The 25884-nt window shown below is 70.9% G+C and carries 21 protein-coding genes and 4 pseudogenes; 13 read left to right on the top strand and 12 right to left on the bottom strand.

What is annotated here, in order from left to right; all coding sequences use genetic code 11:
• Positions 1-1473, bottom strand: a complete 1473-nt coding sequence (locus BLR04_RS17555; protein ID WP_090765897.1) for an MFS transporter — start codon at positions 1471-1473, stop codon at positions 1-3.
• 124 nt (positions 1474-1597) lie between these two features.
• Between BLR04_RS17555 and BLR04_RS17550 the strand changes: the two genes are divergently transcribed.
• From BLR04_RS17550 to BLR04_RS17540, 3 genes are read left to right on the top strand one after another with little or no spacing between them, the layout of a single operon-like run.
• The gene (locus tag BLR04_RS17550; protein WP_090765895.1) at positions 1598-2818 is read left to right on the top strand and encodes a cytochrome P450; all 1221 of its coding nucleotides are present in this window, start codon (positions 1598-1600) and stop codon (positions 2816-2818) included.
• A 38-nt stretch (positions 2819-2856) separates the two neighbouring features.
• Positions 2857-3528, top strand: coding sequence for a TetR/AcrR family transcriptional regulator (locus BLR04_RS17545; protein ID WP_090765892.1), 672 nt, complete (start codon positions 2857-2859; stop codon positions 3526-3528).
• Positions 3528-3725: a ferredoxin gene (locus tag BLR04_RS17540; RefSeq protein WP_090765889.1), complete on the top strand. Its 198-nt coding sequence runs from the start codon at positions 3528-3530 to the stop codon at positions 3723-3725. Before BLR04_RS17545 ends, BLR04_RS17540 begins: the two co-directional genes overlap by 1 nt.
• A gap of 7 nt (positions 3726-3732) precedes the next feature.
• Here the strand turns inward: BLR04_RS17540 and BLR04_RS17535 are convergent, their stop codons facing one another.
• Positions 3733-4620, bottom strand: a complete 888-nt coding sequence (locus BLR04_RS17535) for an ABC transporter permease (protein WP_090765886.1) — start codon at positions 4618-4620, stop codon at positions 3733-3735.
• A gap of 109 nt (positions 4621-4729) precedes the next feature.
• Between BLR04_RS17535 and BLR04_RS17530 the strand changes: the two genes are divergently transcribed.
• Entirely contained in the window at positions 4730-5521 is a 792-nt protein-coding gene (locus BLR04_RS17530) for a VOC family protein (RefSeq protein WP_090765883.1), read from the top strand.
• A 524-nt stretch (positions 5522-6045) separates the two neighbouring features.
• On the opposite strand, the pseudogene BLR04_RS17525 reads toward BLR04_RS17530, so the two are convergent.
• The 3 genes and pseudogenes from BLR04_RS17525 to BLR04_RS17520 form a co-directional block, all read right to left on the bottom strand.
• Positions 6046-7419: pseudogene (locus BLR04_RS17525) on the bottom strand (IS481 family transposase); the annotation flags it as partial.
• Positions 7420-8654: 1235 nt separating this feature from the next.
• On the bottom strand, positions 8655-8954 hold the full coding sequence (locus tag BLR04_RS39740) for a hypothetical protein (RefSeq protein WP_143022077.1): 300 nt from the start codon (positions 8952-8954) through the stop codon (positions 8655-8657).
• 97 nt (positions 8955-9051) lie between these two features.
• Positions 9052-10285 (bottom strand): annotated as a pseudogene (locus BLR04_RS17520) (IS701 family transposase).
• Between the two features lie 101 nt (positions 10286-10386).
• Here BLR04_RS17520 and BLR04_RS17515 point away from each other — a divergent pair.
• From BLR04_RS17515 to BLR04_RS42365, 3 genes and pseudogenes are all read left to right on the top strand, one after another.
• Positions 10387-10860 carry a hypothetical protein gene (locus tag BLR04_RS17515; protein WP_143022076.1) on the top strand — a complete coding sequence of 158 codons (474 nt, stop codon included), beginning with the start codon at positions 10387-10389 and terminating at the stop codon, positions 10858-10860.
• Between the two features lie 101 nt (positions 10861-10961).
• Positions 10962-11306 (top strand): annotated as a pseudogene (locus BLR04_RS42765) (recombinase family protein); the annotation flags it as partial.
• A 20-nt stretch (positions 11307-11326) separates the two neighbouring features.
• A complete protein-coding gene (locus tag BLR04_RS42365; protein ID WP_218129023.1) occupies positions 11327-11764 on the top strand; it encodes a recombinase family protein in 438 nt (145 codons plus the stop codon).
• A 161-nt stretch (positions 11765-11925) separates the two neighbouring features.
• Here BLR04_RS42365 and BLR04_RS17505 read toward each other — a convergent pair.
• Together BLR04_RS17505 and BLR04_RS17500 are read right to left on the bottom strand one after the other, a co-directional pair.
• Positions 11926-12672 (bottom strand): annotated as a pseudogene (locus BLR04_RS17505) (IS256 family transposase); the annotation flags it as partial.
• Between the two features lie 62 nt (positions 12673-12734).
• Positions 12735-13442, bottom strand: a complete 708-nt coding sequence (locus tag BLR04_RS17500) for an alpha/beta fold hydrolase (protein WP_090765873.1) — start codon at positions 13440-13442, stop codon at positions 12735-12737.
• Between the two features lie 82 nt (positions 13443-13524).
• On the opposite strand from BLR04_RS17500, the gene BLR04_RS17495 reads away from it, so the two are divergent.
• Positions 13525-14472 carry a helix-turn-helix transcriptional regulator gene (locus BLR04_RS17495; RefSeq protein ID WP_090765870.1) on the top strand — a complete coding sequence of 316 codons (948 nt, stop codon included), beginning with the start codon at positions 13525-13527 and terminating at the stop codon, positions 14470-14472.
• Positions 14473-14483: 11 nt separating this feature from the next.
• Here the strand turns inward: BLR04_RS17495 and BLR04_RS42585 are convergent, their stop codons facing one another.
• Positions 14484-14654 carry an alpha/beta fold hydrolase gene (locus BLR04_RS42585; protein WP_342672280.1) on the bottom strand — a complete coding sequence of 57 codons (171 nt, stop codon included), beginning with the start codon at positions 14652-14654 and terminating at the stop codon, positions 14484-14486.
• Between the two features lie 80 nt (positions 14655-14734).
• Here BLR04_RS42585 and BLR04_RS17485 point away from each other — a divergent pair, with 80 nt between their 5' ends.
• Positions 14735-15061, top strand: coding sequence for a hypothetical protein (locus tag BLR04_RS17485; RefSeq protein ID WP_090765865.1), 327 nt, complete (start codon positions 14735-14737; stop codon positions 15059-15061).
• A gap of 7 nt (positions 15062-15068) precedes the next feature.
• On the opposite strand, the gene BLR04_RS40675 is transcribed toward BLR04_RS17485, so the two are convergent.
• A complete protein-coding gene (locus BLR04_RS40675; RefSeq protein WP_090765862.1) occupies positions 15069-15968 on the bottom strand; it encodes a hypothetical protein in 900 nt (299 codons plus the stop codon).
• 170 nt (positions 15969-16138) lie between these two features.
• On the opposite strand from BLR04_RS40675, the gene BLR04_RS17475 reads away from it, so the two are divergent.
• Genes BLR04_RS17475 through BLR04_RS17465 form a run of 3 tightly spaced genes read left to right on the top strand, consistent with a single transcriptional unit; the run spans position 16139 to position 20088 of the window.
• A complete protein-coding gene (locus tag BLR04_RS17475; RefSeq protein WP_143022075.1) occupies positions 16139-16393 on the top strand; it encodes a hypothetical protein in 255 nt (84 codons plus the stop codon).
• A 45-nt stretch (positions 16394-16438) separates the two neighbouring features.
• Positions 16439-17188, top strand: a complete 750-nt coding sequence (locus BLR04_RS17470) for an HAD family hydrolase (protein ID WP_090765856.1) — start codon at positions 16439-16441, stop codon at positions 17186-17188.
• Positions 17185-20088: a pyridoxamine 5'-phosphate oxidase family protein gene (locus BLR04_RS17465; RefSeq protein WP_090765853.1), complete on the top strand. Its 2904-nt coding sequence runs from the start codon at positions 17185-17187 to the stop codon at positions 20086-20088. Before BLR04_RS17470 ends, BLR04_RS17465 begins: the two co-directional genes overlap by 4 nt.
• A gap of 38 nt (positions 20089-20126) precedes the next feature.
• Here BLR04_RS17465 and BLR04_RS17460 read toward each other — a convergent pair whose 3' ends face one another.
• From BLR04_RS17460 to BLR04_RS17450, 3 genes are all read right to left on the bottom strand, one after another.
• Positions 20127-21272 (bottom strand): esterase-like activity of phytase family protein, encoded by a 1146-nt coding sequence (locus BLR04_RS17460; protein ID WP_090765851.1) that lies wholly within the window; start codon positions 21270-21272, stop codon positions 20127-20129.
• Positions 21273-21400: 128 nt separating this feature from the next.
• Positions 21401-22252 (bottom strand): putative protein N(5)-glutamine methyltransferase, encoded by an 852-nt coding sequence (locus tag BLR04_RS17455; protein ID WP_090765847.1) that lies wholly within the window; start codon positions 22250-22252, stop codon positions 21401-21403.
• 177 nt (positions 22253-22429) lie between these two features.
• Positions 22430-25102 (bottom strand): hypothetical protein, encoded by a 2673-nt coding sequence (locus tag BLR04_RS17450; protein WP_090765844.1) that lies wholly within the window; start codon positions 25100-25102, stop codon positions 22430-22432.
• 188 nt (positions 25103-25290) lie between these two features.
• Here BLR04_RS17450 and BLR04_RS17445 point away from each other — a divergent pair, with 188 nt between their 5' ends.
• Positions 25291-25770, top strand: coding sequence for an XdhC family protein (locus tag BLR04_RS17445; protein WP_245740308.1), 480 nt, complete (start codon positions 25291-25293; stop codon positions 25768-25770).
• The last annotated feature ends 114 nt before the right edge of the window (positions 25771-25884 follow it).

The following is a 25884-nucleotide window of genomic DNA, read 5'->3' as shown; positions in this document are numbered from 1 at the left end:
TCACCCCCGAGGGCTCGCCCCAGGTGCCCGCGCCGCGCCGAGACCGGGCATCGGCGCGGCGGGCGGGCCCGGCAGGCAAGCGGCCACGGAGAACGCGACGAGGGCGGCCCCGCCGCTGATGGCGAGGACGAGCCGGAAGCCGCCCTCCGCGGGCACGGCCAGCGCCCCCGACCCGACGGACATCTCGGCGAGGACGACACCGGACACCGCGCTGGAGACCGACGTGCCGATGGCGCGCATCAGCGTGTTCAGGCTGTTGGCGGCGGCCGTCTCCCCCATCGGCACGGCGCCCATGATGAGCGCGGGCATGGCCCCGTACGCGAGCCCGATGCCCGCGCCGATGACGGTGGAGACGAGCACGAGGTGCCAGACGGCCGACATGAGCGCGACGCCGAGGCCGTAGCCTGCGGCGACGACGAGCGCGCCGAGCATCAGCGTCGTCTTGGGGCCCCTGGCGCGTGAGACGCGCGCCGAGATCGGCGCCATGACGATCATCACCAGTCCGGACGGCGCCAGCGCCAGCCCGACGACCGTCATCGGCTGGCCGAGCCCGTAACCGGTGGCCTCGGGCAGTTGCAGGACCTGGGGAAGGACGAGCGACATCGCGAACATCGCGAACCCGAACACGACGGAGGCCGCGTTCGTCAGCAGCACCTGGCGGCGGGCGGTGGTGCGCAGGTCGACCAGCGGCTCGCGGACGCGCAGCTCCCACCACCCCCACAGCACGAGCAGCACGGCCGAGGCCGCGAACAGTCCGGTGGTGAGCGGGCTGTCCCAGCCCCAGCCTGCGCCTTTGGAGATGGCCAGCAGCAGGCACGCCAACCCCACCGACAGCCCGGCCGCGCCGGGCAGGTCGAAGCGCCCACCGCCGCGCACCCGCGACTCGGGCACGAGCCGTACGACGAGGACGGCGGCGACGACGCCGAACGTGGCGGCGGTCCAGAACAGCGCGTGCCAGTCGGTGTACTCGGCGAGCAGGGCGGCGGCGGGCAGGCCGAGCGCCCCGCCCACGCCGAGCGAGGCGCTCATGAGGGCGGTGGCCGAGCCGAGCCGCTCGGGCGGCAGTTCGTCGCGCATGATGCTGATGCCGAGCGGGATGACGCCGGCCGCGAGGCCCTGCAGGGCGCGTCCGGCGACCATGGGGACGAGGGCGTCGCTCAGCCCGCAGACGACCGAGCCGGTCACCAGGAGCGCGAGGCTGAGCAGGAGCATGAGCCGCTTGCCGTACATGTCGCCGAGCCGGCCCATGACGGGGGTCGCGACCGCGCCGGCGAGCAGCGTGGCGGTGAGCGCCCAGGTGGCGTCGGTGGGGGTCGCCGACAGCAGCCGGGGCAGGTGCGGGATCAGCGGGATGACGAGGGTGTGCATCAGCGCGACCACGATCCCGGCGAACGCCAGCACCAGCACGACGGCGGTGGGGCGGGGTGAACCGGCGGGCAGCGGGACGTCGGGCGTACCGGGCGCATCGGGCATGAAGGGCAGCCTCCGACTCGGTGCTCGTGGTCGCCAACAGTCTGTAGATCTTAAGTCACCTGCTTGACTTAATCCCGACATGTCACCTTACTGTGGGTGAAATCGTGAGTCATGGGAGGTCGCAGTGAGCCAGGGTGACGTACAGCAGACACTGAGCTACCCCATTCCCAGTGAGGCGGCGCTGGAACCGCCGGAGGAATGGGGCCGGCTGCGCCAGGAGTGCCCGGTGGCCAAGGTGCGGCTGCCCAGCGGTGACGAGGCGACACTGCTGACCCGCTACGACGACGTCAAGCAGGTGCTCGCGGACCCCCGGCTCACCCGCCGCCTCACCGCCGACGACGCCGCGCGGCTCACCGACAGCGAGTCCGGCGGCGTGTTCAACAGCGAGATGTCGAACGTCATCCCGGACCGCGGCGAGGAACACCTGCGCTGGCGGCGCCTGGTCGGCAAGTGGTTCACCGCCAAGCGCATGGCGGCCCTGCGGCCCCGGATGGCGGCGATGGCAGAACAGCTCCTGGACGAGATGGTCGAGCGCGGGCAGCCCGCCGACCTCAAGGCGGGACTCGGCTTCCCGCTGCCGGTCTACGTGATCTGCGACATGCTCGGCGTGCCCGCCGACGACCGCGACCGGTTCTCGCGATGGTCCGACATGATGCTCACGCTCACCCGGTACACCGGCGAGGAGGCCTCGGCCGCGCAGCTCGAGTTCTTCACGTACATGTCGGAGCTCGTGGCCGCCAAGCGGGCCGCGCCGGGCGACGACCTGCTCAGCGAGCTGATCAAGGAAAGTGAGGGCGAGGGCGAGGGGCTGTCGGACATGCAGCTCATCGTCACGGGCGTCGGACTGCTGGTCGCCGGGCACGAGACCACCGCCAACATGATCGGCAAGATGGTCTCGATGCTGCTGGACGACCGTACGCGCTGGGAGGAGCTGCTCGCCGACCCGTCGCTCGTGCGGACGGCGGTCGAGGAGGCGCTGCGGTTCGACGCCAACGCCGGTTTCGGCCTGCCCCGCTACCTGCCGGAGGAGGTCGAGGTCGGCGACACGGTGCTGCCGCGCGGCACCACCGTGATCTGCAACATGGCCGCCGCCAACCGCGACGACGGCGCCTTCGACGACGCCGACCACATGGACCTGCGGCGCAGCCCCAACCCGCACCTGACCTTCGGCTCCGGCGCCCACTCCTGCCTCGGGCAGGCGCTGGCCCGTACCGAGCTGCAGGTCGTGCTGGAGGTGCTGCTGCGCCGGCTGCCCACCCTGGAGCTCGCCGTCCCGACCGGGGAGCTGCGGCAGGTGGACGGGCTCGTCGTCGGCGGCCTCAGCGAGGTGCCGGTGCGGTGGTAAGAGTGCGGTGGTGAGAGTGCGGTGGTGACGGCGCCGTGATGAAGGCGCGTGCCGCCCGCCGCGGGCGGGCCGGCGCCACCCGGGAACAGATCCTGACGGCGGCAGAACGGCTCTTCGCCGAGCACGGCGTGCTAGCCGTGTCCAACCGCCAGGTCAGCGAGGCGGCCGGGCAGGGCAACAACGCGGCGGTCGGCTACCACTTCGGCGCGAAGGCCGACCTGGTCCGCGCGATCGTGCGCAAGCACGCGGACGCGCTGGAGCAGGCGCGCAGGGACCTGGTGGAACGGGCCGGCGACACCGCCGGCGTCCGGGAGTGGGTGACGTGTCTCGTAAGGCCGATCACCGAGCATCTGGACGCCCTGGGCAGTCCGACGTGGTTCGCCCGCTTCGCCGCCCAGGTGCTGACCGACCCGGCGCTGCGCCCGATCATGGCCGAGGAGGCGCTCACCTCGCCCGCGCTGCAGCGGATCATCGACGGCCTGAACCGGTGCCTGCCCGGCCTGCCGGACGAGGTACGCGCCGAGCGGCACGCCATGGCGAGCCTGCTGCTCGTCCACACGTGCGCGGAACGCGAGCGGGCCCTCGCCGAGGGCCTGCCCACCTCCCGGTCCACCTGGCACGACGCCGGGACCGGGCTGATCGACGCGATAACCGGCCTGTGGCTGGCCCCTGTCACGGCCGGCCCACACGTTCGAGAGGAAGGACCCTGATGAGAGTCTCGGTGGAGGAGGCCAGGTGCTGCGGCGCCGGCCAGTGCGTGCTGCTCGTGCCCGAGGTGTTCGACCAGAGCGTGGACGACGGCATCGTGGTGCTGCTCGACGCGACGCCGCCCGAGGAGTTGCACGGGCCGGTGCGCGAAGCCGCCGCCGTCTGCCCCGGGGGCGCGATCGACGTCGAGGAGACGTGACGTCCGGTCAGCCGCGTCCGTACCTGTCCTCGGCCTGCCAGAAGTACCAGAAGCCGGCCCCGAGGGCGACGACCGCCCAGATCAGGCAGGACAGCCACACGGCTTGCGGCGGGGTGTGGCCGCCGATGAGGATGTCGCGCATCCACTCGATGTAGGAGGCCGCCGGGTTGAGGTACATCGCGGTGGCCACCCAGTCCGGCAGCCCCGCGCTGTTGACCACCTTGTCATGGATGGCGAAGAACACCCCGGAGGCGTACAGCCAGGTCCGCATGATGAACGGCAGCAGCTGGTTGAGATCGCGCATCTGCGCCCCGACCCGGGCGAGCACGAGGCCGGCGCCGATGTTGAACAGCGTCTGCAGCAGCAGCACCACCGGGATCACCAGCCAGAACCAGTTCGGCGGCTCACCGGTGGCCACCACGATCACCAGCAGCACACCCATGGAGATGGCCAGCTGCTGCAGTTCCTGGATGGTGTACGCGAGCGGCAGCGAGGCCCGGGGGAAGTGCAGGGCGCGGATGAGCGACAGGTTCCCGGAGATCGACCTGGCCCCGGCACTCACCGTCCGCTGCGTGTACGTGAAGACGAACATCCCGGTCAGCAGGAACGCCACGTAGTTGTCGATGTTGCCCCTGCCGCCCAGGATGAGGCCGAACATCACGTAGTAGATCGCGGCGTTCAGCAGCGGGGTGATGACCTGCCAGAGCCGTCCGAGGGCCGAGCCGGAGTACTTCGAGACGTTGCGGGAGGTCGCGTACGTCAGGACGAAGTGCCGCCGCTCCCACAGCCGGCGCACGTAGTCGCCGAACAGGGGGCGGGCGATGGCGGGGCGCAGCCCGTGCCTCCTGGCCAGTTCCGTCAAGGACGGGGACGCGGTGTCTTCCACCTGGCTCATGCACACCTCGATACGTTCGCGGTCACCCTTTCGATGATCCCCTGTCACGGTGGGTCACTGCCGGGTTTCCGACGTCGCCGCCCGCGTTTCGCGCCCTAGGGTGATCCCCATGGCACTGCGACTCGTTCAGGTGAGCGTCAGGGCTCGTGACGGCGCGGCGCTCGGGCCGTTCTGGGCGGAGGCACTCGGCCGGGACGTCTCCAGCGGGGCGCCCGGTGTGACCCACGTCGAGCCCCTACGGCCGGACGCCGCCGCCGTCCACGCTGACGGCGTCACCGGCCCTGAGGCACTGAGCGGCCGCGTACACCTCGCGGTTGTCACCGTCCCCGACCCCGAGGCGGTGCGCGGGCGCGTGCACCTCGACCTCGCCACCACCTCGGCGGCCCACCAGGCGGAGCTGGTCGCGCGCCTGATCGAGCTCGGCGCGACGCCCGCCGACGTGGGCCAGGGCGACGTCCCGTGGACGGTGCTGGCCGACCCGGAGGGCAACGTGTTCTGCGTGCTGGAGCCCCGGGAGACCTACCGTGACACCGGGCCGATCGCCGCGGTGGTGGTCGACTGCGCCGACCCGCGGGCGATGGCCCGGTTCTGGGGCGAGACCGTCGGCTGGACCCCGCACGAGGTGACCGACGCCTACGCGAGGCTCCGCTCCGGCGTGGGGCCGTATCTCGAGTTCCTCCGCACCACGCCCGGCCCGAAGAGCGCGAGGAACCGCCTCCACCTCGACCTGCTGCCGTACCCCGACGACGACCGGGCTGCGGAGGTGGCCCGCCTGCGGGCACTCGGCGCGACGCCCGCAGCCATGGACCAGCGCTCCTGGACGGTCCTCGCCGACGTGGGCCAGCACGCCTGGACGGCGCTGGCCGATCCGGAGGGCAACCCGTTCCGTGTCCTGGCCTGACGCGACGCGCGTCAGAGTGTCTAGTCCCATGAGATGCCTGACGTTTCTGTCCCAGGAGATGGGCGACAGGTGATCTAGGAAACATGGTCGACCTTGCGGGGCCGATGAGCTTTGACATTACGGACCGGCAGATCGGTGGTGCGATGCACGGTACGCGGGCCCTCGTCCAGGTCGATGGTCAGCGTGGTGTCACTGACATGCACGGTGACGACCCGGCCGACATACAGCCGGCCCAAGGAGACGGTCTGCCGGGCCACCATGATGACGCCGAAGGAGTTCGCGCGGCGCTGCACCGTGATCGGTGACCGCTGCGGGATCGGCGGCGGCCCGGCGGGGCGGGCGCCGCGCAGTTGCAGGCACTTGGCCCAGATCAGCGGATTCGGACGGGTGCGCAGTAGCTGCCGGGTGTCGGGGTCGAGGAACATCAGCGTCTTCTCCTCGATCCGGACGGTGGCCCGGCGCCCGCCCAGAATCTCGGCCGCCAGCAGATAGCGGCCGGCCAGGCTGACCGCGCCGTGCTTGTTCACCGTTCGCTCCACCTCCACCACCGCGTCGTTCTCGGCCTGCGGCAGCGGCGACGGCCCCGCCGGGCGGCCACCATCGGCGAACAGCCGGGCCAGATCGGTAGTCGACAGGTGCGAGCGCAGGCTCTTCAACCGCACCCCACCGACCAGCAGATGAATCACGTTCACGTCCGCCCAGAAGGTGATCATCTGACCAGCGTGGGCCGGACCGAGCCAGAACTGCTTACCCGCCACGCCCAGGTTGCCGCTGGCCGGCACCACCCGGTCGAACTCGACCGGTCCACCCGACCATGCCGCCGGTCGCATCGGCCGTTCGGCCACCGGCATGCCTTCGTTGCTGCTCTTTCGGCGCTCCGGCGCCGCAGCACCGGCGTCGGCCGCCGCATCGTCTGGCGCGTCGTCCATGGCCGGCGCTGGGTCCGGCTGGGCGGTCAAGATCGCTGGCAGGCGCAGCGGCAGCAGCTCTCGCTCGGCTGGGCTCACCGGCGTGAAGCGGTCGGCGGGGACGGCCATGTCCAGGCTCTGGTGCGGACGGGCGGTGTTGTAATGCTCCACCCACGCATCCAGCTCTGCCTGGAAGGCGGCCAAGTCCTCGAACGGGCCCGCACCGTCCAGCAGTTCGCGGCGCATGCTCTGGTGGAAGCGCTCCACCTTTCCGGTCGTCGTCGGTGATCGCGGCTGAGTCAGCCGATGCACGATGGCGTTGTCCCGACAGATCCGGTCGAACAACACCTCACCGCCATGACCGAACCGCGCGGTGAACTGCTTGCCGTTATCGGTCAGCACCTCACCCGGCGCCCCGAACGCGCGCAGCGCCTCGGTGAAGGCCAGACATACCGCCCGACCGGTCGCCCGCACCACCGCCTTGGCGATCACACAGAAACGCGAGTGGTCGTCAACACCGGTTACCACCTTGACCTCACGCCCGTCCGCCAGAAGCACGCCGCCGACGATGTCCAGCTGCCATAACTCCATCGGCGCCTCACGCTGCCAGCGACGGAAGACCTTCCTGCGCCGTCCCGCACCCGGCTCGATCAGGCCGTGACGCTTCAGCGCCCGATACACGCCCATCCGCGACGGCGGCGGATCGATACCGCGTCGCCCGGCTTCATGCGCCAGGCGGACCGGGCCCCACCGCGGATGCTGACGCCGCAGCTCACACACCAGCACCTCCACCTTCGCCGGCATCTGCGACGGAGACGAGTGCGGCCGCCGCGAACGGTCCACCAGGCCGCCCAGCCCGGACTCCCGATAACGCGACACCCAGCTCGACAACGTCTGCCGCGCCACCCCCACCTCCCGGGCGACCTCGGTCACCGAACCGCCGGCCAGCACCGCCAGCACAGCCCGATACCGCTGCTCGACAACAGACATATCCACCAGGGGCCAATCCCGGCCTCCAGACGCGCGACGCCCGCAAACGACGCACGAAAGATCGGCCGACAACGGCACCCGTCAAACATGTCCTGGGACAGAGGTGTCAAGCATCTCCCGGGACAACACAGCGACGCGCGTCAGAGCAGCTTATACAATCTTGTATACGTCGACTATGACGGAACTTTCCATCTTGGTCGTATTGTCATCCAAAACTGTCAAGAGCTCTGGAACGTTATTCAGATATATGGACCTGAAGGGGGTGACCGATAAGTGCACCTCGTGCCATTTATTGGATTTCATCAGCACTCTTACTGGTCTATTTTCGGCCACTATCGACCACTCTTTTGCTTGTAGGATTTTGACGGCTTCATTAAGGGAATTCTGGCTGTTCGTATCGTCAACTTCGATTACGAAGTAATTTGTAACTTGGGTCCATCCATCAACATTACTTTGTATCGCGCTTTCGCCCTCAACTGTACCGATTTTGCGCACCTCGTTGAGCGCAGAAGGATCAGCTTGTATTGGCCCTCGAAGCCACCCGCACCCTCCGCTAATTAGAGCAACGAAGAAGAAGCTTATTACTGTCTGCAGTAACCGACCTGGCCGCACCTCTCGGAGCCCTGGGCCGTGAGTCAGGGCTCCATTGCGGCGCACCTTTAAGGGCACGTGCCCTTTTCTAATCTCACTGTGATACATTTCCGGTATTCTTTCGCTACGCCGGTCGATATGTACTGTGCGATTTCCTTTTGGCGTCCATAAGCCCCAGATGGGTCCTTTCGCGGCAGCGTGCCCGTCTCCATCCATGTCTGGAAGTTACCATACTGTAGATCCCTGAGAGACGCGGTAGCAGGATTTTCAACGGTTACTCCTGAGCACCCACAGTAGGCCAGCGCGGCCTCGAAGTCGCTAAGATGCCTTTGATGGCCGCCGCCGTCCGAATCATATGTTAATTGTCTTCTTCAGATATGCTAAATATGCGGCAGTCAGGCGTATAGCTCGCGACGGATCCAACAGCTGATCGATAACTTCACCAAGAGTGGCATTCTCCCACTTCTCCTTGCCGTAATGCATCATCAGCATCCAGCGAGCCTTGTATGCCTCGAGCCGGGTAACGCCTATAGAGGCTCCCCATCCTCCCTTTATGTCAAAATTCACGATTTGCTCTTTTAATACGGCTGCATAGCCTCCAGCTCTCCCAGGCTGCAGTTCCCAGTCCTTGCTCTCGAACAGGATCAGTGCTGCAAGAACATTTCGCTAATTTTGTGTGTCTTAGCGGCTGACCTAATGGCCTTATAGTGCTTGGTAATGCTGCTATATTCGTCGTAATACACAAAGCGAGAATCGGTTTTTTCGCCGCAGGAATCATAGGGGAATTGCTTTCCGTCCCTGGCAGCTTGAAGCCGGCGAGTCTTGGGTCGTTGGGGTTTTGTCGCAAGGGCTCGTTCCATCGCTTTCCAGGAGTCCAGCCCGCCGGCCAACACCCAGGCGTCTGCCAGTGCCATGTCCGTCATTTCTGGGGTCCAGTTTTCCATGTATGTGGTCTGGACCTTTTCCTTGGCGAACCAGAAGTTGGGCTGGCCGACGGGTCGGCATCACTTTCCAGCCTAGTACTCCAGTGACATTTCGCGATCACGGCTGTGATCTGCGCTGGTAGTGGCAGCGGCGGGCGGTGGCTTGATGGCGGCGGCGCCATTGTGACCAGTGCAGGACCTGCCGGGTAGTGCGATAGCGGCTCAGAACGAGGCTGGCCAGCAACCCGGCGGATCTCGGGCATCGTCAGCGCAATGTGCTCCTCGTCGCTGGCGTGCTGGAGCGCGGCCAGGGTGGCGAGGAAGGGCAGGGCGAGCATGGCCAGGGTGACGTGCCGATACCAGGCCCGCCAGCCACGCACCTGATAGTGGTCCAGTCCGACCTGGCCTTTGGCGGCTTGAAAGGATTCCTCCACCGCCCACCGGATGCCGGCGATCTTCACCAGGGCCATGAGCGGCATCGGTGTGGGTGCGTAGCAGCGGTAGAAGGCCAGCTCGCCGCTGATCAGGTTGCGACGGATCAGCAGCCACCGGTATCCCTCGCACTCGGGGTCGGGTTCGTCGATGCGGGCCCAGGCCCAGGCGTACCAGCGCGGGCCTTTGGCACCCTGACCGGCGCGATAGCGGTGCCAGTGCCGATCGGCCACGCCGGCGGCGACGCCGGCCGCGCTGCGGTCCAGCCCCGCCAGGTTCACTCGCCGGTTGCCTGCGATCGCCAGCACGTAGCCGACCCGCCGCCGTTCCAGAAGAGCGCGCAGACGCGGGTCTTGGCCGTAGACCTCATCGCCGCTCACCCAGCGTGCCGACAGCCCCGTGTCCAGCGCGGCGGCAATCATCTCAGCGGCGAGGGCGGGCTTGGTGGCGAAGGCGGCTTCTTCGGGCACTCCGGCCTGGGCGCATCGGGCGGGATCGGCCAGCCAGGAGTGCTCGGGCAGGTAGAGCCGCCGGTCCACCAGCGCCCGTCCCCGTGCTGTGGCGTAGGCTAGGAACACGCCGACCTGGCTGTTTTCGATTCGCCCCGCGGTGCCGGTGTATTGCCGCTGGACCCCCGCCGAGCGACTGCCTTTCTTCAGAAAGCCTGTCTCGTCGACGATCAGCACCCCGTCCTCGCCGAGTTGCTCGGCGACATAACCGCGTACGTCATCGCGTACGGCATCGGCGTCCCAGCATGCGGTGCGCAGCAGGCGTTGCATGGCCTGCGGGCCGCTCAATCCGGCATGCTCGGCCAGATTCCAGCAGTTCTTGCGTCCGAGGTCGGACAGCAGCCCACGGACGTAGGCGGTGGCGGTGCGACGCGGCTCAACGCGACCGAAACGGCCCGCGATCCGGCCCATCAGGTCGTTAAAGGTGACCATCCAGCCGTCAGGGTCTACAGTGTCGGCCACGGCCATCACGCGATCTTCAGATGTCTTCACAAACTCCGAATGATCACGTGGTGGCCGTCTTCATGCGACACGACCAGCAAGATCGCGAAGTGGTCACCGGAGTACTAGGCGATATGAGAAGCAGCAGGACCGGAACGCGGCAGGCGCTGATCGCGACGGCTCTGGCCCTGCTGCTCGCCGCCTGCGCCGAGTACCGGCAGCCCGATTTCGTGGCCACCATTCATCAACTCCGGGCCTCGCCCGAATCCAAGACGCTGATCGTGACGGTTTTCGGCGACGCGGGCAAGGACGGGAAGCTCTGCACCGCGGTGGCTTCTGCGAAGGCCGACGAGTCACCAGATCGAATCGACGTGAAGATCGTGCTGCGTGACGTGTGCCCCGTGACGCTCGCCTTCTGGGAGTCGCGCAATCGTGGGTTCGGGACGACCACTCCGCAAGACATAGAGGTCGTTCTCCAGCGTCCCCTGGGAGATCGCGAGGTGTTCGACGCCGAGGGAAGCAGAGTCAACGTTGAGCGCGGCTAAACCATAACGATGCCGATGCGTGCACGGCGTTCTCAGCGAGGGTCCCGGCATCCGCTCTACCTGCCTGGACACCGGCGTGCCGTCCTGCTGGGAGAGCGGCGATGAGGACGGCCAGGACCCGCGCCTGCGCGCCGCCCCAGACACCAGGCCACAGCCCGACGCTGCCACTACCAGCGCAGATCCCAGCCGTGATCGCAAAGTGTCACTGGAGTACTAGCCGTTCAATCTCGTCCTGGCCGAGCCAGGAATTGCTTCTCCCACTCCACTTCGCGGCCTACGCCGAGCCGACCGGGCACGCGCGGATCGGCTACGCCCGTGGCTCCACCGTCCGCCAATCCCTGGACACCCAGCTCGACGCGCTAACCGCCGCCGGCGTCACCCGTGTCTTCGCCGAGAAGATCTCCACCCGCGCCACCACGCGTCCCGAGCTCTATAAGGCCGTCACGCTGGCCCGGGAGCTGCGCGCGTGGCGGTCACCCTCGTGGTGCACGAGCACAAGCGGCTCGGCCGCGGCCTGGACCTGGCCGCCCTGGCCGAGCAGCTGCGCGCCGCCGGCATCGGGCTGGAGTTCCTCACCGGAGAGCTGCAGGGCTCCCACGACCCCTCGGGCGTGGTGTTCACCGTGCTGGCGGCGCTGTCCGGGATGGAGCGCGAGTACATTCGCGACCGCACTCTGGAAGGCCACGAATCCGCCCGCGCCCGCGGCAAGGCCATCGGCGGCGCCGCCGTCACCGACGAGAACATGCTGTCCATGACCCTGCACCTGCGCGCCCAGGATCTCAGCCTGCGCGACGTCGCTGCCCGGCTCGTTATCACCAGCGGAAAGAAGAAGGGCTGTCACCCCTCGGCGGCGACCGTCCTACGCATGCTGCGCGACCACGACCAGCAGACCGCCGCGATGTGACCGGCCAGGCCCCGTCAAGGCCCGGGGAGCGCCTGAACGCGGAGCTACCGCAGGCGGATCGCCTCGGCCGCGCGGCAGCAGACCGGGTACAGCGGAACCCCCGCCGATCAACACGAGCTCACTCAAGATCCACTCAATGTGGGTTCTGGGCCTATGTGGGCAACCGCCGGGGAGAAGGCGAAGAACGGGGTGAAGGTGTCCCAGGCGTTCTCGAACACCTTGCCGGCCTGCGGATATTTGGCGCCTCAGGGCGAGGCGGTGAAGTCGGCCAGGGCGTCGAAGGCGGCTTCGATGGTGGGCGCGGTGTGAATCTTGCGTAGTTCGGCGGCGACCTCGGTGCGGTCGCGGCGGGCCACAGGCCGTAGCGCATTGCGCACCAGGTGCACCACGCAGCGCTGAACCGTGGTGTGCGGGAACGCCGCGTGGATGGCGTCTTCAAAGCCGGGCAGGCCATCGGTGCAGGCGATGAGGATGTCGCGCACGCCCCGGTTGCGCAGGTCGGTCATCGCCGCGCCCCAGAACCGGGCCGACTCGCCGGCGGTGGCGGCATCGAGCGGGATTTTGGCCAGCCAGATGCCCAGGACGTGCTTGTCTCCGTCGGTGTCGACGCCGATCGCGACGTAGGCGGGCTTGGCCTGCACGGTGTGGTTATCTCTGACCTTGACCGCGATGGCGTCCAGGAACACCACCGGGTAGCGCGCCTCCAGCGGACGTGACTGCCAGGCCTTGACCTCCTCCAGCACCTGATCGGTGATGCGGGAGACCTGCTCGTGCGACAGTTGGGTGTCGTAGATCTGCAGCAGGTGGTGCTGGATGTCGCGCACGCTCATGCCGTGCGCGTACAGGCTGATGACCATGTCGTCCAGGCCGCCGGAGACCCGGCCGGCCCGTTTGGGCACCAGCACCGGCCGCCCGCCGGAGCGGCGTCAAAGCAGCGCGGCGTCACAGCGGCGCACCCGACGCGGCGACGTCAGAGCAGTGCGGCGAGTTCCGCTGGGCGCGTGAACATCGGCCAGTGGCCGGTCGGCAGTTCGGCGAAGGTCCACTCGGGGGTGCCGAGCGGGGCGAACGCCGGGTTCCCCGAGGCGATCAGCTGTCGGATCAATGCGACCGGCATGGTCGAGGCGACCATGGTCTTCGGGGTGTCCGGGATCCGGTCAGGCCGTTCCACCGCCTGGGTGGCCGCACCCCACGGCTGCGGCGTCGCCTTCGCGCGGATCTCCTCCCACCGCTCCTCGGTGAGGTCCGCGAACCTCCCCTCCTCCGGCGCGAAGGAGGGCACGTCGAGCGCGTGGCCGTCCCCGACCTGAGCGCGCCAGGCCTTCTGCGTGTCGCCGTCGTTGAAGTCGATCACCGCCACACCGGACGGCAGCGGCGCGGTGTCGACGTACACGACCCGGGCGAGCCGCTCGGGATGCCGGTCGGCCACCGCGGTCACCGGGACGCTCGCCCCGCTGTGTCCCACCAGGACGACCTCGTCCCATCCGTCCATCGCCGCGAGGATGTCGGCGACATGGGTCTCCACGCCGACCTCCGGCGACAGTTCGCCGGCCCGCTCCGCCAGCCCCGCCAGGGTCACCGCCCGCACCTGGTGCCCGGCGGCGCGCAGCTCCCTCGCCACCTCGTCCCAGGCCCAGGCGCCGAGCCAGAAGCCGGGGACCAACACGTAATTCGCCATCACAACGTCCTTTCGGGTGAGTCGAGGTGGCTACGCTAAAGCCGATAGCGGACAGAACCCGCCCTGATTGAGAGGGTGACCCATGTCTCATCCGGCGACCAGGATGCTGGCGATGCTGGAGCTCCTCCAGGCGCACCACGTGCTGGGCGGCCCCGACCTGGCGCGGCGACTCGGCGTGGACGAGCGCACCGTCCGCCGCTACGCCTCCCGGCTCGCCGAACTCGGCATCCCGGTCACCGCGGAACGCGGCCGCTACGGCGGCTACCGGCTGACGCCCGGCTACAGATTGCCGCCGTTGATGCTGACCGACGACGAGGCCACCGCCGTGGTCCTCGGCCTGCTCGCCGGACGCCGCCTGGGTCTCGCCGCCGCGGCCACCGAAGCCGCCCTGGCCAAGATCAGGCGGGTGCTGCCGTCCGCGTTGCGGGAGCAGGCCGGCGCGCTGGAGGAGACCCTCGACTTCACGCTCGCCGAACGCGCGGCGCCGACGCCCGCGAGCCGGGCCGTGCTGGCCCTGGCCGCGGCGATCCGCGACCGCCGCCGGGTCACCCTGCGCCACCGCTCATGGAAAGGCGACCGGACCGAGCGCGAGGTGGACGGCCACGGCCTGGTCTTCCACTCCGGCCGCTGGTACGTGACCGGCCACGACCACCGGTCCGGCGACATCCGCACCTTCCGCGTCGACCGGATCGACTCCGTCGTCCCGGGGACGGCCACGTACGAGATCCCCGAGGAGTCCGACCCGGTGCGGCAGGTCACCGCGTCGCTGGCGCAGGTGCCGTACGCGCACCTCGTCGAGGTGGTGCTGCACGTCCCCCTCGCCGAGGCGGCCCGCCGCATCCCGCCGTCGGTCGCCACCCTCACCGAGACGCCGGACGGAGTCCTGCTGCGCACGCGCGCCGAGTCCCTGGACGGCATGGCCGCCATGATCGCCGGCCTCGGCTTCCCGTTCACCATCTCGTCGCCCCCGGAACTCCGCACCGCCGTCCGCCGCCTCGCCGACCGCCTGCGCGAGCAGGCGCCGGACTGACCAGCCGGCGGTCAGGACCGCCGCAGAAAGTCCAGGACGATCTCAGCCGTCTCGTCAGGACGCTCGAAGTGCGGGAGATGACCCACGCCGTCGACCAGGCAGAGGCGGGAGACCCGCTCGGGGTGATGCACGGTGAACTCGGCCGCGATCGGGCCGCCGAACGCGAGGGCGACGACCGTCACCCGGCGGTCGATGCCGAGCGCGTCCAGCAGGTCGATGATCTGCTCTTCGAACAGGTGCTGGTCGTGTTCGACTGATCGACGTGCTCACCGCGCTGCTGGAGCGGCTGATCGACCATGCCGTGGAGCACGCCGACCTGCACCGCGTCGTCTACGGCTCCGCCGACGCCAAGGCCCTCGCCCTCTGCGCGGAGACGAACCGGCGGGTCATCGCGCTGCTCGCCGAGGCGATCGAGCGCGGGATGGCCGCCGGGGCGCTGCGGCCTGGGTCCGCAGCGGTCTTCGCCCGCGTCGCCTATCACGGGGTGCACGGCGCGCTGCACGACATGATCTCCGGTACGGCTCCGTACGACAAGGAGCAGGTCGTCGCGAGCGTCCGCGACATCGTCGACCGCGTCCTCGGCCGCTGACCTGCCCTCAGGACGGCGGGCGCACCCCGGTCACCGCGAAGCGTTCGACCTCCGCGATGTGGCCGCCGGTCGAGGCCACGACGGTGAGCGTCCTGCCGGGCTCGGCCTTGTAGGAGACCCGGGCCGACCACGCCGCGTTCTCACCGCCGGCGGGCGCGCAGCAGCGCTCCCCCACGGGCGCGGACGAGCCGGGGCGCAGCACCCGGACCCTGATGCTCTCGTCCACACCGGTGATGCGACCGCCCACGGTCAGCGGGGAGCCGGCGGTCGCCCCGTACGCGGGGCGGGTGAGGGTGAAGGTGGTGTCGTCGGTGCCGACGACCTCCCACGGGGCGTCCGCGCCCCGGCCGTACCGTACGAGGTGGACGACGGCGGCCACGAGCGGGCGACCGGCCTCCTCGCTGCGGTACCCGACGTGGACGCGGGCGTGCCGGCCGTCGACGACCGTTTTGACGGCCTGGTCGATCTCGGTGAAGCCGAGGTGGTCGCGGGTGAAGGCGAGGGCGGTGCGGCGGGCGTCGAGGTGCCAGGCGCCGGTGCCGTTCGCGCGGTGGGCGCGCTGCCAGGCCGTGACCTGCTGGGAATCGGCGAACGGCCACAGCGGCTGGTAGTGACCGGCGACGAGGTGGTCCTGTCCCTCGTCCGGGTCGGGCCGGGCGCCGCTCGTGGCGGGGGCCGGCGACCCACCACCGGGCGTGCCCTCCCCCGCGCCCTCCTCGGGGCCCTCCTCGGGGCCCTCCTCGCCGCCCTCCCTCGTGGGCTCCGAGGTGGCTGCGGGTGAGGACGGCGTGGTGGTGGCGGTGGCGGGTGGCGCACTCGTGCCGCCGCAGCCCGCGAGGGCCGGCCCGAGCACCCCCAAGCCGACGGCGGTCAGCAGCGGCAGCGCCCGCTCGGTGAACGACCTCATCCGGCAACCTCCTGGGGGCGGGGTCCCGCACGGCTTGACGAGGAAGACGTACCCGGGGAACGTGGAGTACGGACAGCGGGGCGGCGGATTGTCCCGTCTTGTAGCGTCTTGCCGCCGCCTGAATGCGCTGACCCCTTGGCGTGCGGTCATGCTCGGTCTACGGTTTGGTCGTGAGCGAAGACCGGGGCGTCATACTTTTGATCGTCGTCGCGATCGCCTTCATTTTCGTGGGGCGACGTCTCCAGCGGACGATCGACCTGTACGGCCGATGGCGCAAGGCCATCGCCGATCTGCAGGGGGCGAGGGCGTCGTTGCCCGGCATCCGCAAAGACTTCCGGGGCGGCTTCTTCACGCTCGTGAAGGTGGGCCTCGTCGGCGCGTTCCTGATCTGGGCGGCCAGCAACATCGACGTCCTGACGTCCTAGCCCCACGGCAGGGCTGGAGGACCGCTGGTGGGGTATGCGTCCCATATGTCCATATTCGACCTCACCCGCCTGCGTGCCGTCCTCTTCGACATCGACGGAGTGGTCACCGACACCGCCAAGGTGCACGCCGCCGCGTGGAAGCACGTCTTCGACGGCTACCTGCGCGGCAGGTCCGAGCCGTTCACCCTGCCCGACGACTACCTCGCGTACGTGGACGGCCGCCCGCGCCTCGACGGCGTGCGGACGTTCCTCGCCTCGCGCGGCATCTCGCTGCCCGAGGGCACCCCGGACGACGAGCCGGGAGCGCCGACGGTGCACGGCCTGGCCCGAGCCAAGGACGCGTTGTTCCGCGAGGAGATCGCCAAGCACGGCGCGGCGCCGTTCCCGTCCACCGTCGCCCTGCTGCACGAGCTGCGGCGACGCGGCTGCCGCACCGGCGCGGTGTCGGCGAGCCGGCACGGCAGGGCCGTCGTGGCGCCGTCCGGGCTGCAGCACCTGTTCGACGTGCTCGTCGACGGCAACGACCTGGCCGCGCTCGGCCTGCCGGGCAAGCCGGACCCTGCGCTGTTCCTGGAGGCCGCGCGCCGGCTGGAACTGCCTGTCGAGGAGATCGGTGTCGTGGAGGACGCCCTGCCCGGCGTCGAGGCCGCCCGCAGGGGCGACTTCGGGCTGGTGGTCGCGGTCGACCGCACCGGCCGGCGCACCGCCGCGCTGCTGGCCGCGGGCGCGAGCGCGATCGTCACCGACCTGGCCGACGCCGACGTGACCGGACGGGTGCCCGTGGGCCGGCGATGAGCGCCTGGACGCTGGCCTACGATGGCTTCCACCCGGAGGGCGAGGAGCTGCGGGAGGCGCTGTGCACGCTGGGCAACGGCCGCTTCGCCACGCGGGGCGCCACCCCCGACGGCGGGCCGCGCACGCCGGGCACCTACCTGGCCGGCTGCTACGACCGGCTGGACTCGGTGGTCGCCGGGCACACCGTGACCAACGAGGACATCGTCAACCTGCCCGACTGGCTGCCGCTGACGTTCGCGACGCCCGGTTCCGAGTGGTTCAGCCCCGACCGGGCCGAGCTGCCGCTCTACCGGCACGAGCTCGACATGCGGCGCGGCCTGCTGCTGCGGGAGCTGCGCTGGCGCGACGCCGAGGGCCGGGTCACGCACGTACGGCAGCGCCGCCTGGTGTCGATGGCCGACCCGTACGTGGCCGCCATGGAGACCGCGTTCACCGCCGAGAACTGGTCGGGGCCGCTGCGCGTACGCGCCCGGCTGGAGGGGCGGGTGACGAACCGCGGCGTGGTCCGCTACCGGGCGCTGCGCGGCGACCACCTCACCGGGCACGCGACCGGCTCGGAGAACGACCTCGCCTGGCTGACCGCGGCCACCCGCGCCTCGCACGTGACGGTGGCCCTGGCCGCCCGCGTCGACGGTGACGCGCCGCCTTCCCGTCCGGCGCTCGGCCTCGGCCACGTCGACTCCGACCACGTGCTCGACCTGGCCGCGGGCGAGCCCGCCCGGCTGACGAAGGTCGTGTCGCTGACGTCGTCGCGCGACCCGGCCAGCCACGACGCCCGCTCGTCGGCGCTGCGCCACGTACGCCGCGCGCCGGGCTTCGGCGAGCTGCTGGCCCGCCACGAGGCCGCCTGGGAACGGCTGTGGCGGCAGGCCCGTCTCGACGTGGACGGCCCCGAGCTGTCGCGGCTCGTCCACCTGCACGTCTTCCACCTGCTGCAGACGCTGTCGCCGCACACCGCCGACCTCGACGTCGGGGTGCCCGCGCGCGGCCTGCACGGGGAGGCGTACCGGGGGCATGTGTTCTGGGACGAGCTGTTCGTGCTGCCCTGGCTCGACCTGCGCTTCCCCGAGATCGCGCGCGGGCTGCTGCGCTACCGGTGGCGGCGGCTGCCCGAGGCCAGGGACGCCGCCGCGCAGGCCGGGTACGCGGGCGCGATGTTCCCGTGGCAGAGCGGCAGCGACGGCCGCGAGGAGACCCAGACGCTGCACCTCAACCCGATGTCGGGACGCTGGGTGCCCGACAACTCGCGGCTGCAGCGGCACGTCGGCCTGGCCGTCGCCTACAACGTCTGGCAGCACCACCTGGCCACCGGCTCCCTGCCGACGTGGTGCGCCGAGCTGCTGCTCGACATCGCGCGCTTCTTCGCCTCGCTGGCCGAGCCCGTGGCCGGCCGCTACGAGATCCGCGGGGTCATGGGCCCGGACGAGTACCACGACGCCTACCCGGGGGCGGCCGAACCCGGGCTGGCCAACAACGCCTACACCAACGTCATGACGGCGTGGCTCATGCTGCGCGCTCTCGACACCGCGCGGCTCGTCCCGCACCTCGCCCCTCCCCCGGACGAGCTGACGCACTGGGACGACGTCAGCCGCCGCCTGCGGGTCGACTTCCACGACGGCGTCATCAGCCAGTTCACCGGGTACGCCGACCTGCTGGAGCTCGACTGGGACCGCTACCGCGGCGTGCGCCGCCTCGACCGCGCCCTCGAGGCCGAGGGCGACGACGTCAACCGTTACAAGGCGTCCAAGCAGGCCGACACGCTCATGCTGTGCTACCTGCTGTCCGGGGGCGAGCTGGTCGCGCTGCTCGAACGGCTCGGCTACCCGGTCGCGCCCGGCCTGATCCCCCGGACGATCGCGTACTACCTGGAACGCACCAGCCACGGTTCGACGCTGAGCGCCGTCGTGCACGCGTGGGTGCTGAGCCGCTCCAACCGTCCCCGGTCGTGGCGGTTCCTCACCGAGGCCCTGGCCGGCGACGTCGAGGACGTCCAGGGCGGCACCACCGCCGAGGGCATCCACCTGGGCGCCATGGGCGGCTCGCTCGACCTGTTGCAGCGCTGCTACCTCGGGCTGGAGCTGCGTCCAGAGGGGCTGTTCCTGGATCCGGACGTGCCCGACCGGCTCGGCCTGCTGTCGCTGCCGATCCACTACCGGGGACGCCGGCTGTTCATCGACGCCGACCATCGCGAGGCCCGGATCAACGGCGTCCCGCGACGTACCTGCACACGAGGGGAACCGATCATGCCTGGCACCGGTGATCTCGGGCGGCGCATCATCCACCACCGCAAGCGTCTCGGCATGACCCGCGAGCAGGTCGCCGAGCACGCGAACCTGTCGCCGGGCTATCTGACGTACCTGGAGGAGAACGCCGACAACCCCGACACGGGGACCCTCTACCGGCTGGCCGACGCCCTTCGTACCACCGTGTCCGAGCTGCTGGGCGCCGGCCACGACCGGCCGCCGGGGCGCGGCCCTGCGATGGCGCACCCGACGCTGGAGCGGCTGGAGGAGGACGAGTGCCTGCGGCTGATCGCGCCGGGCGGCATCGGACGGGTGGCGTTCGACGGCCCGCTGGGGCCGACCGTACTGCCGGTCAACTACACGATGCACGAAGGCAACATCGTCTTCCGCACCGCCGCGGGCGGCCCGATGGACACCGAACTGCGGAGCGGGTCGGAGGGCGTCGACATCAAGATCGGGTTCGAGGTCGATCGGCTCGACGAGGCCCGGCGGGAGGGGTGGAGCGTCATGGTGCACGGCCCGGCGCACCACGTGCCGCCCGAGGAGGCCGAGGAGCTGGCCGGCGCGGACGTGACGCCGTGGGCGGGCGGCGAGCGCCGGCTCTACGTCCGCATCGCCCCCCACCAGATCACCGGCCGCCGCATCCACGGCGTCTGAGGACCACCGACGCCGCGTCCGTGGCGCGGTGACCGCGCTCAGCGGCAGCCGCGTACGCCGAAGGCCATGAACTGCGTCGTCTCCCGCGCGTCGAAGTTGTCGTCGGCGCCGATCACGAGCGTGCACTCGCCCGTGGCCAGGCGCGGCCCCCACGCCATGCCCTCCAGGTTCTGCACCGGAGGACGGAACTCGCCGAGGTCGCTGACGAGGCGCTTGGTGACCGGACGGTAGGCCGCGCCGTGGTCCAGGGAGTGCCTGGCGAGGATGTTCGTCGCGCTGCGCAGGTCGATCTCGTACAGCTTCACGCGGTAGTTCACGCCTTCGATCCAGGAACGTTCCAGCGCCAGGTAGCGGTGCTCGTCGATGGCGAGGAGCTCCGACACGCCGCTGTCGGCATGTCCGGTCGGCGGGATGGGCGCGGCGGGCAGCGGGTCGAGCGGGTAGGCGTACTGACCGCGCACCTGGCCCTCGCGCCGCCAGACGGTCAGCCGGGCCACCGCGCCCGCCTCGGCGGTCGGGACGGGGCCGTCCTCGTAGCGCGGGCCTTCGGTCACGGCGGTGATGGACCGGGCGGTGACGGCGAGCCCCTCGAATCCGACATTGCGCCGCGGCCCGCTTTCCGTATTCGTCAGCCGCAAATTCGACGGCAGCGGAAATGTACGAACATGCCGTCCTTGAAGGTCCATGCCGCGGACGGCGGCCTGGGAAATCGGAATGGCGGGGTTCGCGGCGTCCGGGCGGTCTCCTTCGTCGCCCCACAGCAGCCGTCCGCTCCATCGGTCGTACCTGATCGACTCGGGGTCGGCCGAGCCGGGCAGTCCGTACCCGGGGTACGGCGTGCCGTCGGCGCGGGTGAGGGTCGTGACGCCGGTGACGCGTACGCCGGTGAAGGCGCCCGTCGCGCGGTTGAAGTCGAGGCGGCCGGTGTAGAAGCGGGCGGGGTTGTAGCGGTTGCGGTCGTCGGAGACGAAGTACCAGGTGCCGCTGCGGGGGTCGCGGTCGATCCCCGACAGCCCGCCGACGACCGTGCCCGCGAACCTGGTCAGGTGGGGGATGCGCTGCTCGCCGAGGAAGCGGGTGATCCGCAGCGGCTCGCTCCGGGGGGCGGCCGCCGCGGGTGGGGCGAGGGCGACCGCCACCGAGCATGCGACGGCGATGTGCAGGAATGTGCGCGTACGAGCCATTCGTTCCTCCGTCTCGGGAAATTGACGGAGCACATGAAAGCGCGGCCCTCCCGGGAAAGTCCACGAACGAGAACACCAGCGAGCCGTACTGCAAAAAGGGCGAATTCCTGAGCGCGCCCGCGAAAACGTCAGGCGCGCGCCGTGCCGATGACCGCGGTGGCGTCGAGTTCGTCCGAGCCGGTGACCCGGGCGGCGAGCCCGGCGCGGGTCATGGCGTCGGCGGCGGCCTGCGCCTGCCGTTCACTCGTCTCGACCAGCAGGTGACCGCCGGGGGCGAGCCAGCCGGGCGCGCCCTCGATCACCCGTCGTGCGACGTCGAGGCCGTCGCCGCCTCCGTCGAGCGCCACCATCGGCTCGTGCAGCCGCGCCTCAGGGGGCAGCAGCCCGATCGACGCCGACGGCACGTACGGCGGGCTGACGACGAGGAGGTCCACCCGGCCGCGCAGGTCGCGGGGCAGCGCCTCGTACAGGTCGCCCTCGTGGACGTGCCCGCCGGGCAGGTTGCGGCGGGCACAGCGCACGGCGGCCGGGTCGAGGTCGGCGGCATGCACCTCGACCCCACCCGAGACCTCACCGGAGGCCCCACCCAAGACCCCACCCGTGACTCCGCCCGAGACCCCACCCGTGACTCCGCTCAGCTCCGCGGCGATGGCCGCGGCCATCGCGCCCGTGCCGCAGCACAGGTCGAGCAGCACCGGAGTGCGGCCGGCCCGCCGCGCCAACGCGACGGCCTGCTCGATGAGGAAAGCGGTACGCGGGCGCGGCACGAACACGCCCGGCTCGACGACCACCCGCAACCCGCAGAACTCGGCCCAGCCGACCACGTGCTCCAAGGGCTCACCGGCGGCGCGCCGCTCGACCATGGCGGCCAGGCCGTCGGACGTGGAGGCGGCGCCGACGAGCAGCGCGGCCTCGTCCTCGGCGAAGACGCACCCGGCCGCGCGCAACCGGGTGACGATCTCGACGGAGGGTGACGACATGGGGACCTCCCACGGGACGACGGCGCCTCACCTGATGACGGTTCGGCCTGGATTCGCGCGGGCGTCTCCCGTCCGGGCGGGCAAACGGTACACCACCCCGAGGACGGCTCATCCGGTGAGGCCGTCCCGGAGCCCGGTCGCCATCATGAGTGAGGTCGTACCGGAGCCCGGTCGGCGTCATGGGGTGATGTTCTCGTACAGGTGTCCGGCCTCCTGGCGGAGGAGGCTCGTGCCCTTGCGGGCGGCCAGCTCGGCCAGCCCGGGGACCTCGCCCTTCGCACCCGCGAGCTCGGCGGCGTGCGCGGCGACCCCCAGCAGCCCGCCCAGTCCGGCGCGCGCCCGCTCACCCGGGCCGGGCAGCAGGGAAGGAAGCGCGACGGCGAGGGTCCGCCACACCTCCGCGTGGGCGCCGGCCGCCGCCAGGTCGCCGAGCGCGTCGGTGATCGCCTTGAGCGGGACATACTCGTGCCGGATCAGGTCGGCGAGTACCCAGCCGAGCTCGGCGGCCGGGAACTGCCCGCACGCCGCCAGCGTGAGCGCCGCGTCGGCCGCCTGCGCGCGCTGCGCGTCGCGGCGGCGGGCCAGCCCGCCGGCGAGCGTGAACGCCGTGGCGGCCCCCACAGGACCGTCGCCATGGGCCAGCGTCGCCAGCGCCTCCGGGGTGAAGTCGTAGGAGCGGGCCAGCCAGGGCCGGCAGCGTACGAGCCAGGTGGCCACGATCTCCCGGTGCGACGGCAGGACCCACGGCCACCACAGGGCGTTACCCGGGTGGGACAGATAGGGCACCTGCGGCTCGGCCGTCCACAGCTCCGCAAGCCACGCGGGCAGGCCCTCGGGCGGCACGACCTCGACCCGCAGCACGTAGGACCTCTCGTCGGACACGGCATCGCACCGCAGCACGGACACGCCATCGCACCGCAGCCCGCGGCACCCCGCGTCGTGGCTCGGCTCGACCTCCCGCAGCCGGCAGTCGGCGTCGGGGTCGGGCCACCCGCCGTCACGCATCCAGGCGGCCAGCTCACGGCCCGCCCGCGACGGCAGCTGCTTCGCCCGGACGAGCAGCTCGCGATCGAACTGCCGGGGCAGCCGCAGCAGCGCCTGCCGGAAGTCGGTCTCCAGCGGTTCTGTTTCGCCCAGCAGCTCCATCCGCTCCACCAGCGTCCCGGCGTCGACGTGGCCGGTGGGCGAGGTCGGCGTGGCGAGCAGCACGGGTGTCGTCTCCCCGCGTTCGAGGAGGGCGATCACCTCCTCGTAGCGGCGCCGGACGAACGCCTGCGGCGGCCACTCCTGGGAGGTGACGTACGAGCCGGTCTCGATCTTCCGGCTCTCCTCGGGCGCCACGAGCGCCAGCGCGCAGCGGGCCAGCAGGATGGACACCCCAGCCTCCTGGGCGCTGCGGTCGAACACGTCGTGGTAGGGGCCGCCCTGCCGCCGGGTCTCCTTCCACCACGGCCGCAGCGCCGCGATCACGCCGTCGCGGTCGTGGTGGGCCAGCTCGACCAGCCTGCCGAGAAGGAGCTCGCACCGCGACGGGTCCTCCGGCCAGGTGAGCGCCCGGATCTCGGCGACCAGCTCGGCCGGCGACCCAGGCTGCCTCGGGAGGGCGGGCAGCGCGGGCGCGGACAGGACGGCCGCCACCGGCCGGCCGGTCTCCTGCGCGGCGACGGCGCCGTACCCTGCGGCCACGCGCTCGCGCAGGTCGGCGGAGAGCCGGCTCGCCGCCTCACGGATCGCGGCGCGACCGGCGTCGTCGGCGTGCGGGGCGAGCCTGACCGCGAGCCGCACCGCGCGCTCACGCAGCGCGGGGCTGTCCAGGTCGAACAGCGGCGCCAGCGCCGCGACCGCACCGGCGCTCCTCGGCGCGGGTGTGCGCGCCAGCCACTGCACCGCGGCCTGGAGCAGCTTCTTCTCCGGACGGTACGCCAGCGACCCCACGGCCTCGGCGAACAGCTCGTCGTCGAGCAGGCCCGCGCCGTCGGCCCGCCGCAGCTCGTCCAGCGCGAGCTGGGCCAGCGGCGGGACGGCGGACGGCAGCAACCGGACGAAGTCGAGGACCGGGATCTCCTCCGGCTCTGGCCGCAGCAGCTGCCAGAGCCGGACGAACGGGGTGATCTCATCGGCCGAGCCGCCGGTGAGGAACCTGGTCGCGCAGCCGTCGAGCACCGTACGGCGCGGCACCCGGCCCTCGCCGGTGAGCCCGGCCAGGTCGGCGACGAGGCCGCCGCCGTTCCAGCGCTCCCGCAGGAGCAGCGGCTCGCCCACGCCCTGCGACTGGAACAGGCGCGGCAACATCGAGCCGAGCAGGGGATCGCCGTCGAGACCCGGGCCACCCCCGTCGCGCCGCAACGCCACCCGCCAGAGCCAACCGACGACGAACGCGTCGCCGTCGGGTGGCTCGACGCCCGTCTCGGGGATCAGCGCGGCGGCCAGGTGCCAGTTGGGCACGCCCCCCATGCGCCGCCACGTCCGGCCGGCCGGCGGCCTCAGCCGGTCGGCGAGCCGGACGGCGAGGTCGCGCCGCCATTCCAGAGGACGGCGCCGCAGCAGGGACACGATGCGCTCGGCGTCACGCTCGGGCTCGCGCACGCGGCGCAGCTCTCTGCGGTTGAGCCAGGTCGCCACCTGCTGCGCGCCGGCGAAGCAGGCAGCTCCGGCCATGCGGTACCCGGGCGCCAGCTCCTCGATCTCCCAGCGGATCCGGACCCCGCCGCGTAACTCCTCGCTCAGGTGGCCGGGGAGCTGCAGTGCGACCGCCCGCCGGCCCAGGTCGTTCAGCCCGTCGAGGAACGTCGCCAGGCCGTCGTCGTCTCGCGCCTCGATGCGCTCGAGGACCTCCTGCCAGGGATTCACACCGGCACCTCACAGGTCACGGCCGGGCACGCCCGCCACGAACAGCTGATCATGGCCGGAACCCTAACGACGGGCTCCGACAATCCGTCCGTGCGCGGCCGGGGCGCCACGTTGTCTGGCCGTGCGCGGCCCGGGGATGTCAGAGTGCGGATATGACGCACAGCCACGAAGAAGATCCGGCATGTGAGGTGGCCCATGGCACAGGGCCCGCGCCGGAGGCGGCGCGCACCCTGGTGGCGGTCTTCGCATCGCCGGTGGCGGAGGTCCTGCTGAGGTTCGGGGCCGAGCTCGGGTACCGCACGATGCTCATGGAGCCCGATCCCGGACGCCGTCCCGGCGGGTTCACGACGGTGTCCGAGGTCGGCGGCCACGTGGACGCCACGTGCGACGTGGTGCTCACCGACCACCACCGTGACGAGATCGGGCCGGTCCTGCGCGACCTGCTCAAGTCGCCGGCCCGGTGGATCGGCATCATGGGCAGCCCGCGGCACACCGGCCCGCACGTCCAGGCGCTGACGGAGCTCGGCGTGCCGCCGGAGGAGATCGCCAGGGTGCACCGGCCGATCGGCCTCAACATCGGCTCGCGCACCCCTGCCGAGATCGCCCTCGCCACCCTGGCCGGGCTGATCGCCGACCGCAACGACCGTCCCGGCGGCTTCGCCTTCTGAGCACCGGCATGCGTGCGGACGGGTCCGCACGCATGCCCAGCACGACCTTCTCCCGCACGGACGGCCCTCCCGCTGACGGCGTACGGGCTGCTGCCCGGGCTCGGCCCCGCGCGC

Source organism: Nonomuraea maritima, assembly GCF_900100395.1.
GTDB classification, from domain to species: domain Bacteria; phylum Actinomycetota; class Actinomycetes; order Streptosporangiales; family Streptosporangiaceae; genus Nonomuraea; species Nonomuraea maritima.
This window is presented reverse-complemented; position numbering and strand designations above follow the sequence as displayed.

Excerpts from the sequence above, each read along its gene's own strand:
- BLR04_RS17555 (WP_090765897.1), bottom strand. The coding sequence starts at position 1,473 with ATGCCCGATGCGCCCGGTACGCCCGACGTCCCGCTGCCCGCCGGTTCA.
- BLR04_RS17545 (WP_090765892.1), top strand. The coding sequence starts at position 2,857 with ATGAAGGCGCGTGCCGCCCGCCGCGGGCGGGCCGGCGCCACCCGGGAA.
- BLR04_RS17540 (WP_090765889.1), top strand. The coding sequence starts at position 3,528 with ATGAGAGTCTCGGTGGAGGAGGCCAGGTGCTGCGGCGCCGGCCAGTGC.
- BLR04_RS17535 (WP_090765886.1), bottom strand. The coding sequence starts at position 4,620 with ATGAGCCAGGTGGAAGACACCGCGTCCCCGTCCTTGACGGAACTGGCC.
- BLR04_RS17530 (WP_090765883.1), top strand. The coding sequence starts at position 4,730 with ATGGCACTGCGACTCGTTCAGGTGAGCGTCAGGGCTCGTGACGGCGCG.
- BLR04_RS39740 (WP_143022077.1), bottom strand. The coding sequence starts at position 8,954 with ATGGAAAACTGGACCCCAGAAATGACGGACATGGCACTGGCAGACGCC.
- BLR04_RS17500 (WP_090765873.1), bottom strand. The coding sequence starts at position 13,442 with ATGGCGAATTACGTGTTGGTCCCCGGCTTCTGGCTCGGCGCCTGGGCC.
- BLR04_RS17495 (WP_090765870.1), top strand. The coding sequence starts at position 13,525 with ATGTCTCATCCGGCGACCAGGATGCTGGCGATGCTGGAGCTCCTCCAG.
- BLR04_RS40675 (WP_090765862.1), bottom strand. The coding sequence starts at position 15,968 with ATGAGGTCGTTCACCGAGCGGGCGCTGCCGCTGCTGACCGCCGTCGGC.
- BLR04_RS17470 (WP_090765856.1), top strand. The coding sequence starts at position 16,439 with ATGTCCATATTCGACCTCACCCGCCTGCGTGCCGTCCTCTTCGACATC.
- BLR04_RS17465 (WP_090765853.1), top strand. The coding sequence starts at position 17,185 with ATGAGCGCCTGGACGCTGGCCTACGATGGCTTCCACCCGGAGGGCGAG.
- BLR04_RS17460 (WP_090765851.1), bottom strand. The coding sequence starts at position 21,272 with ATGGCTCGTACGCGCACATTCCTGCACATCGCCGTCGCATGCTCGGTG.
- BLR04_RS17455 (WP_090765847.1), bottom strand. The coding sequence starts at position 22,252 with ATGTCGTCACCCTCCGTCGAGATCGTCACCCGGTTGCGCGCGGCCGGG.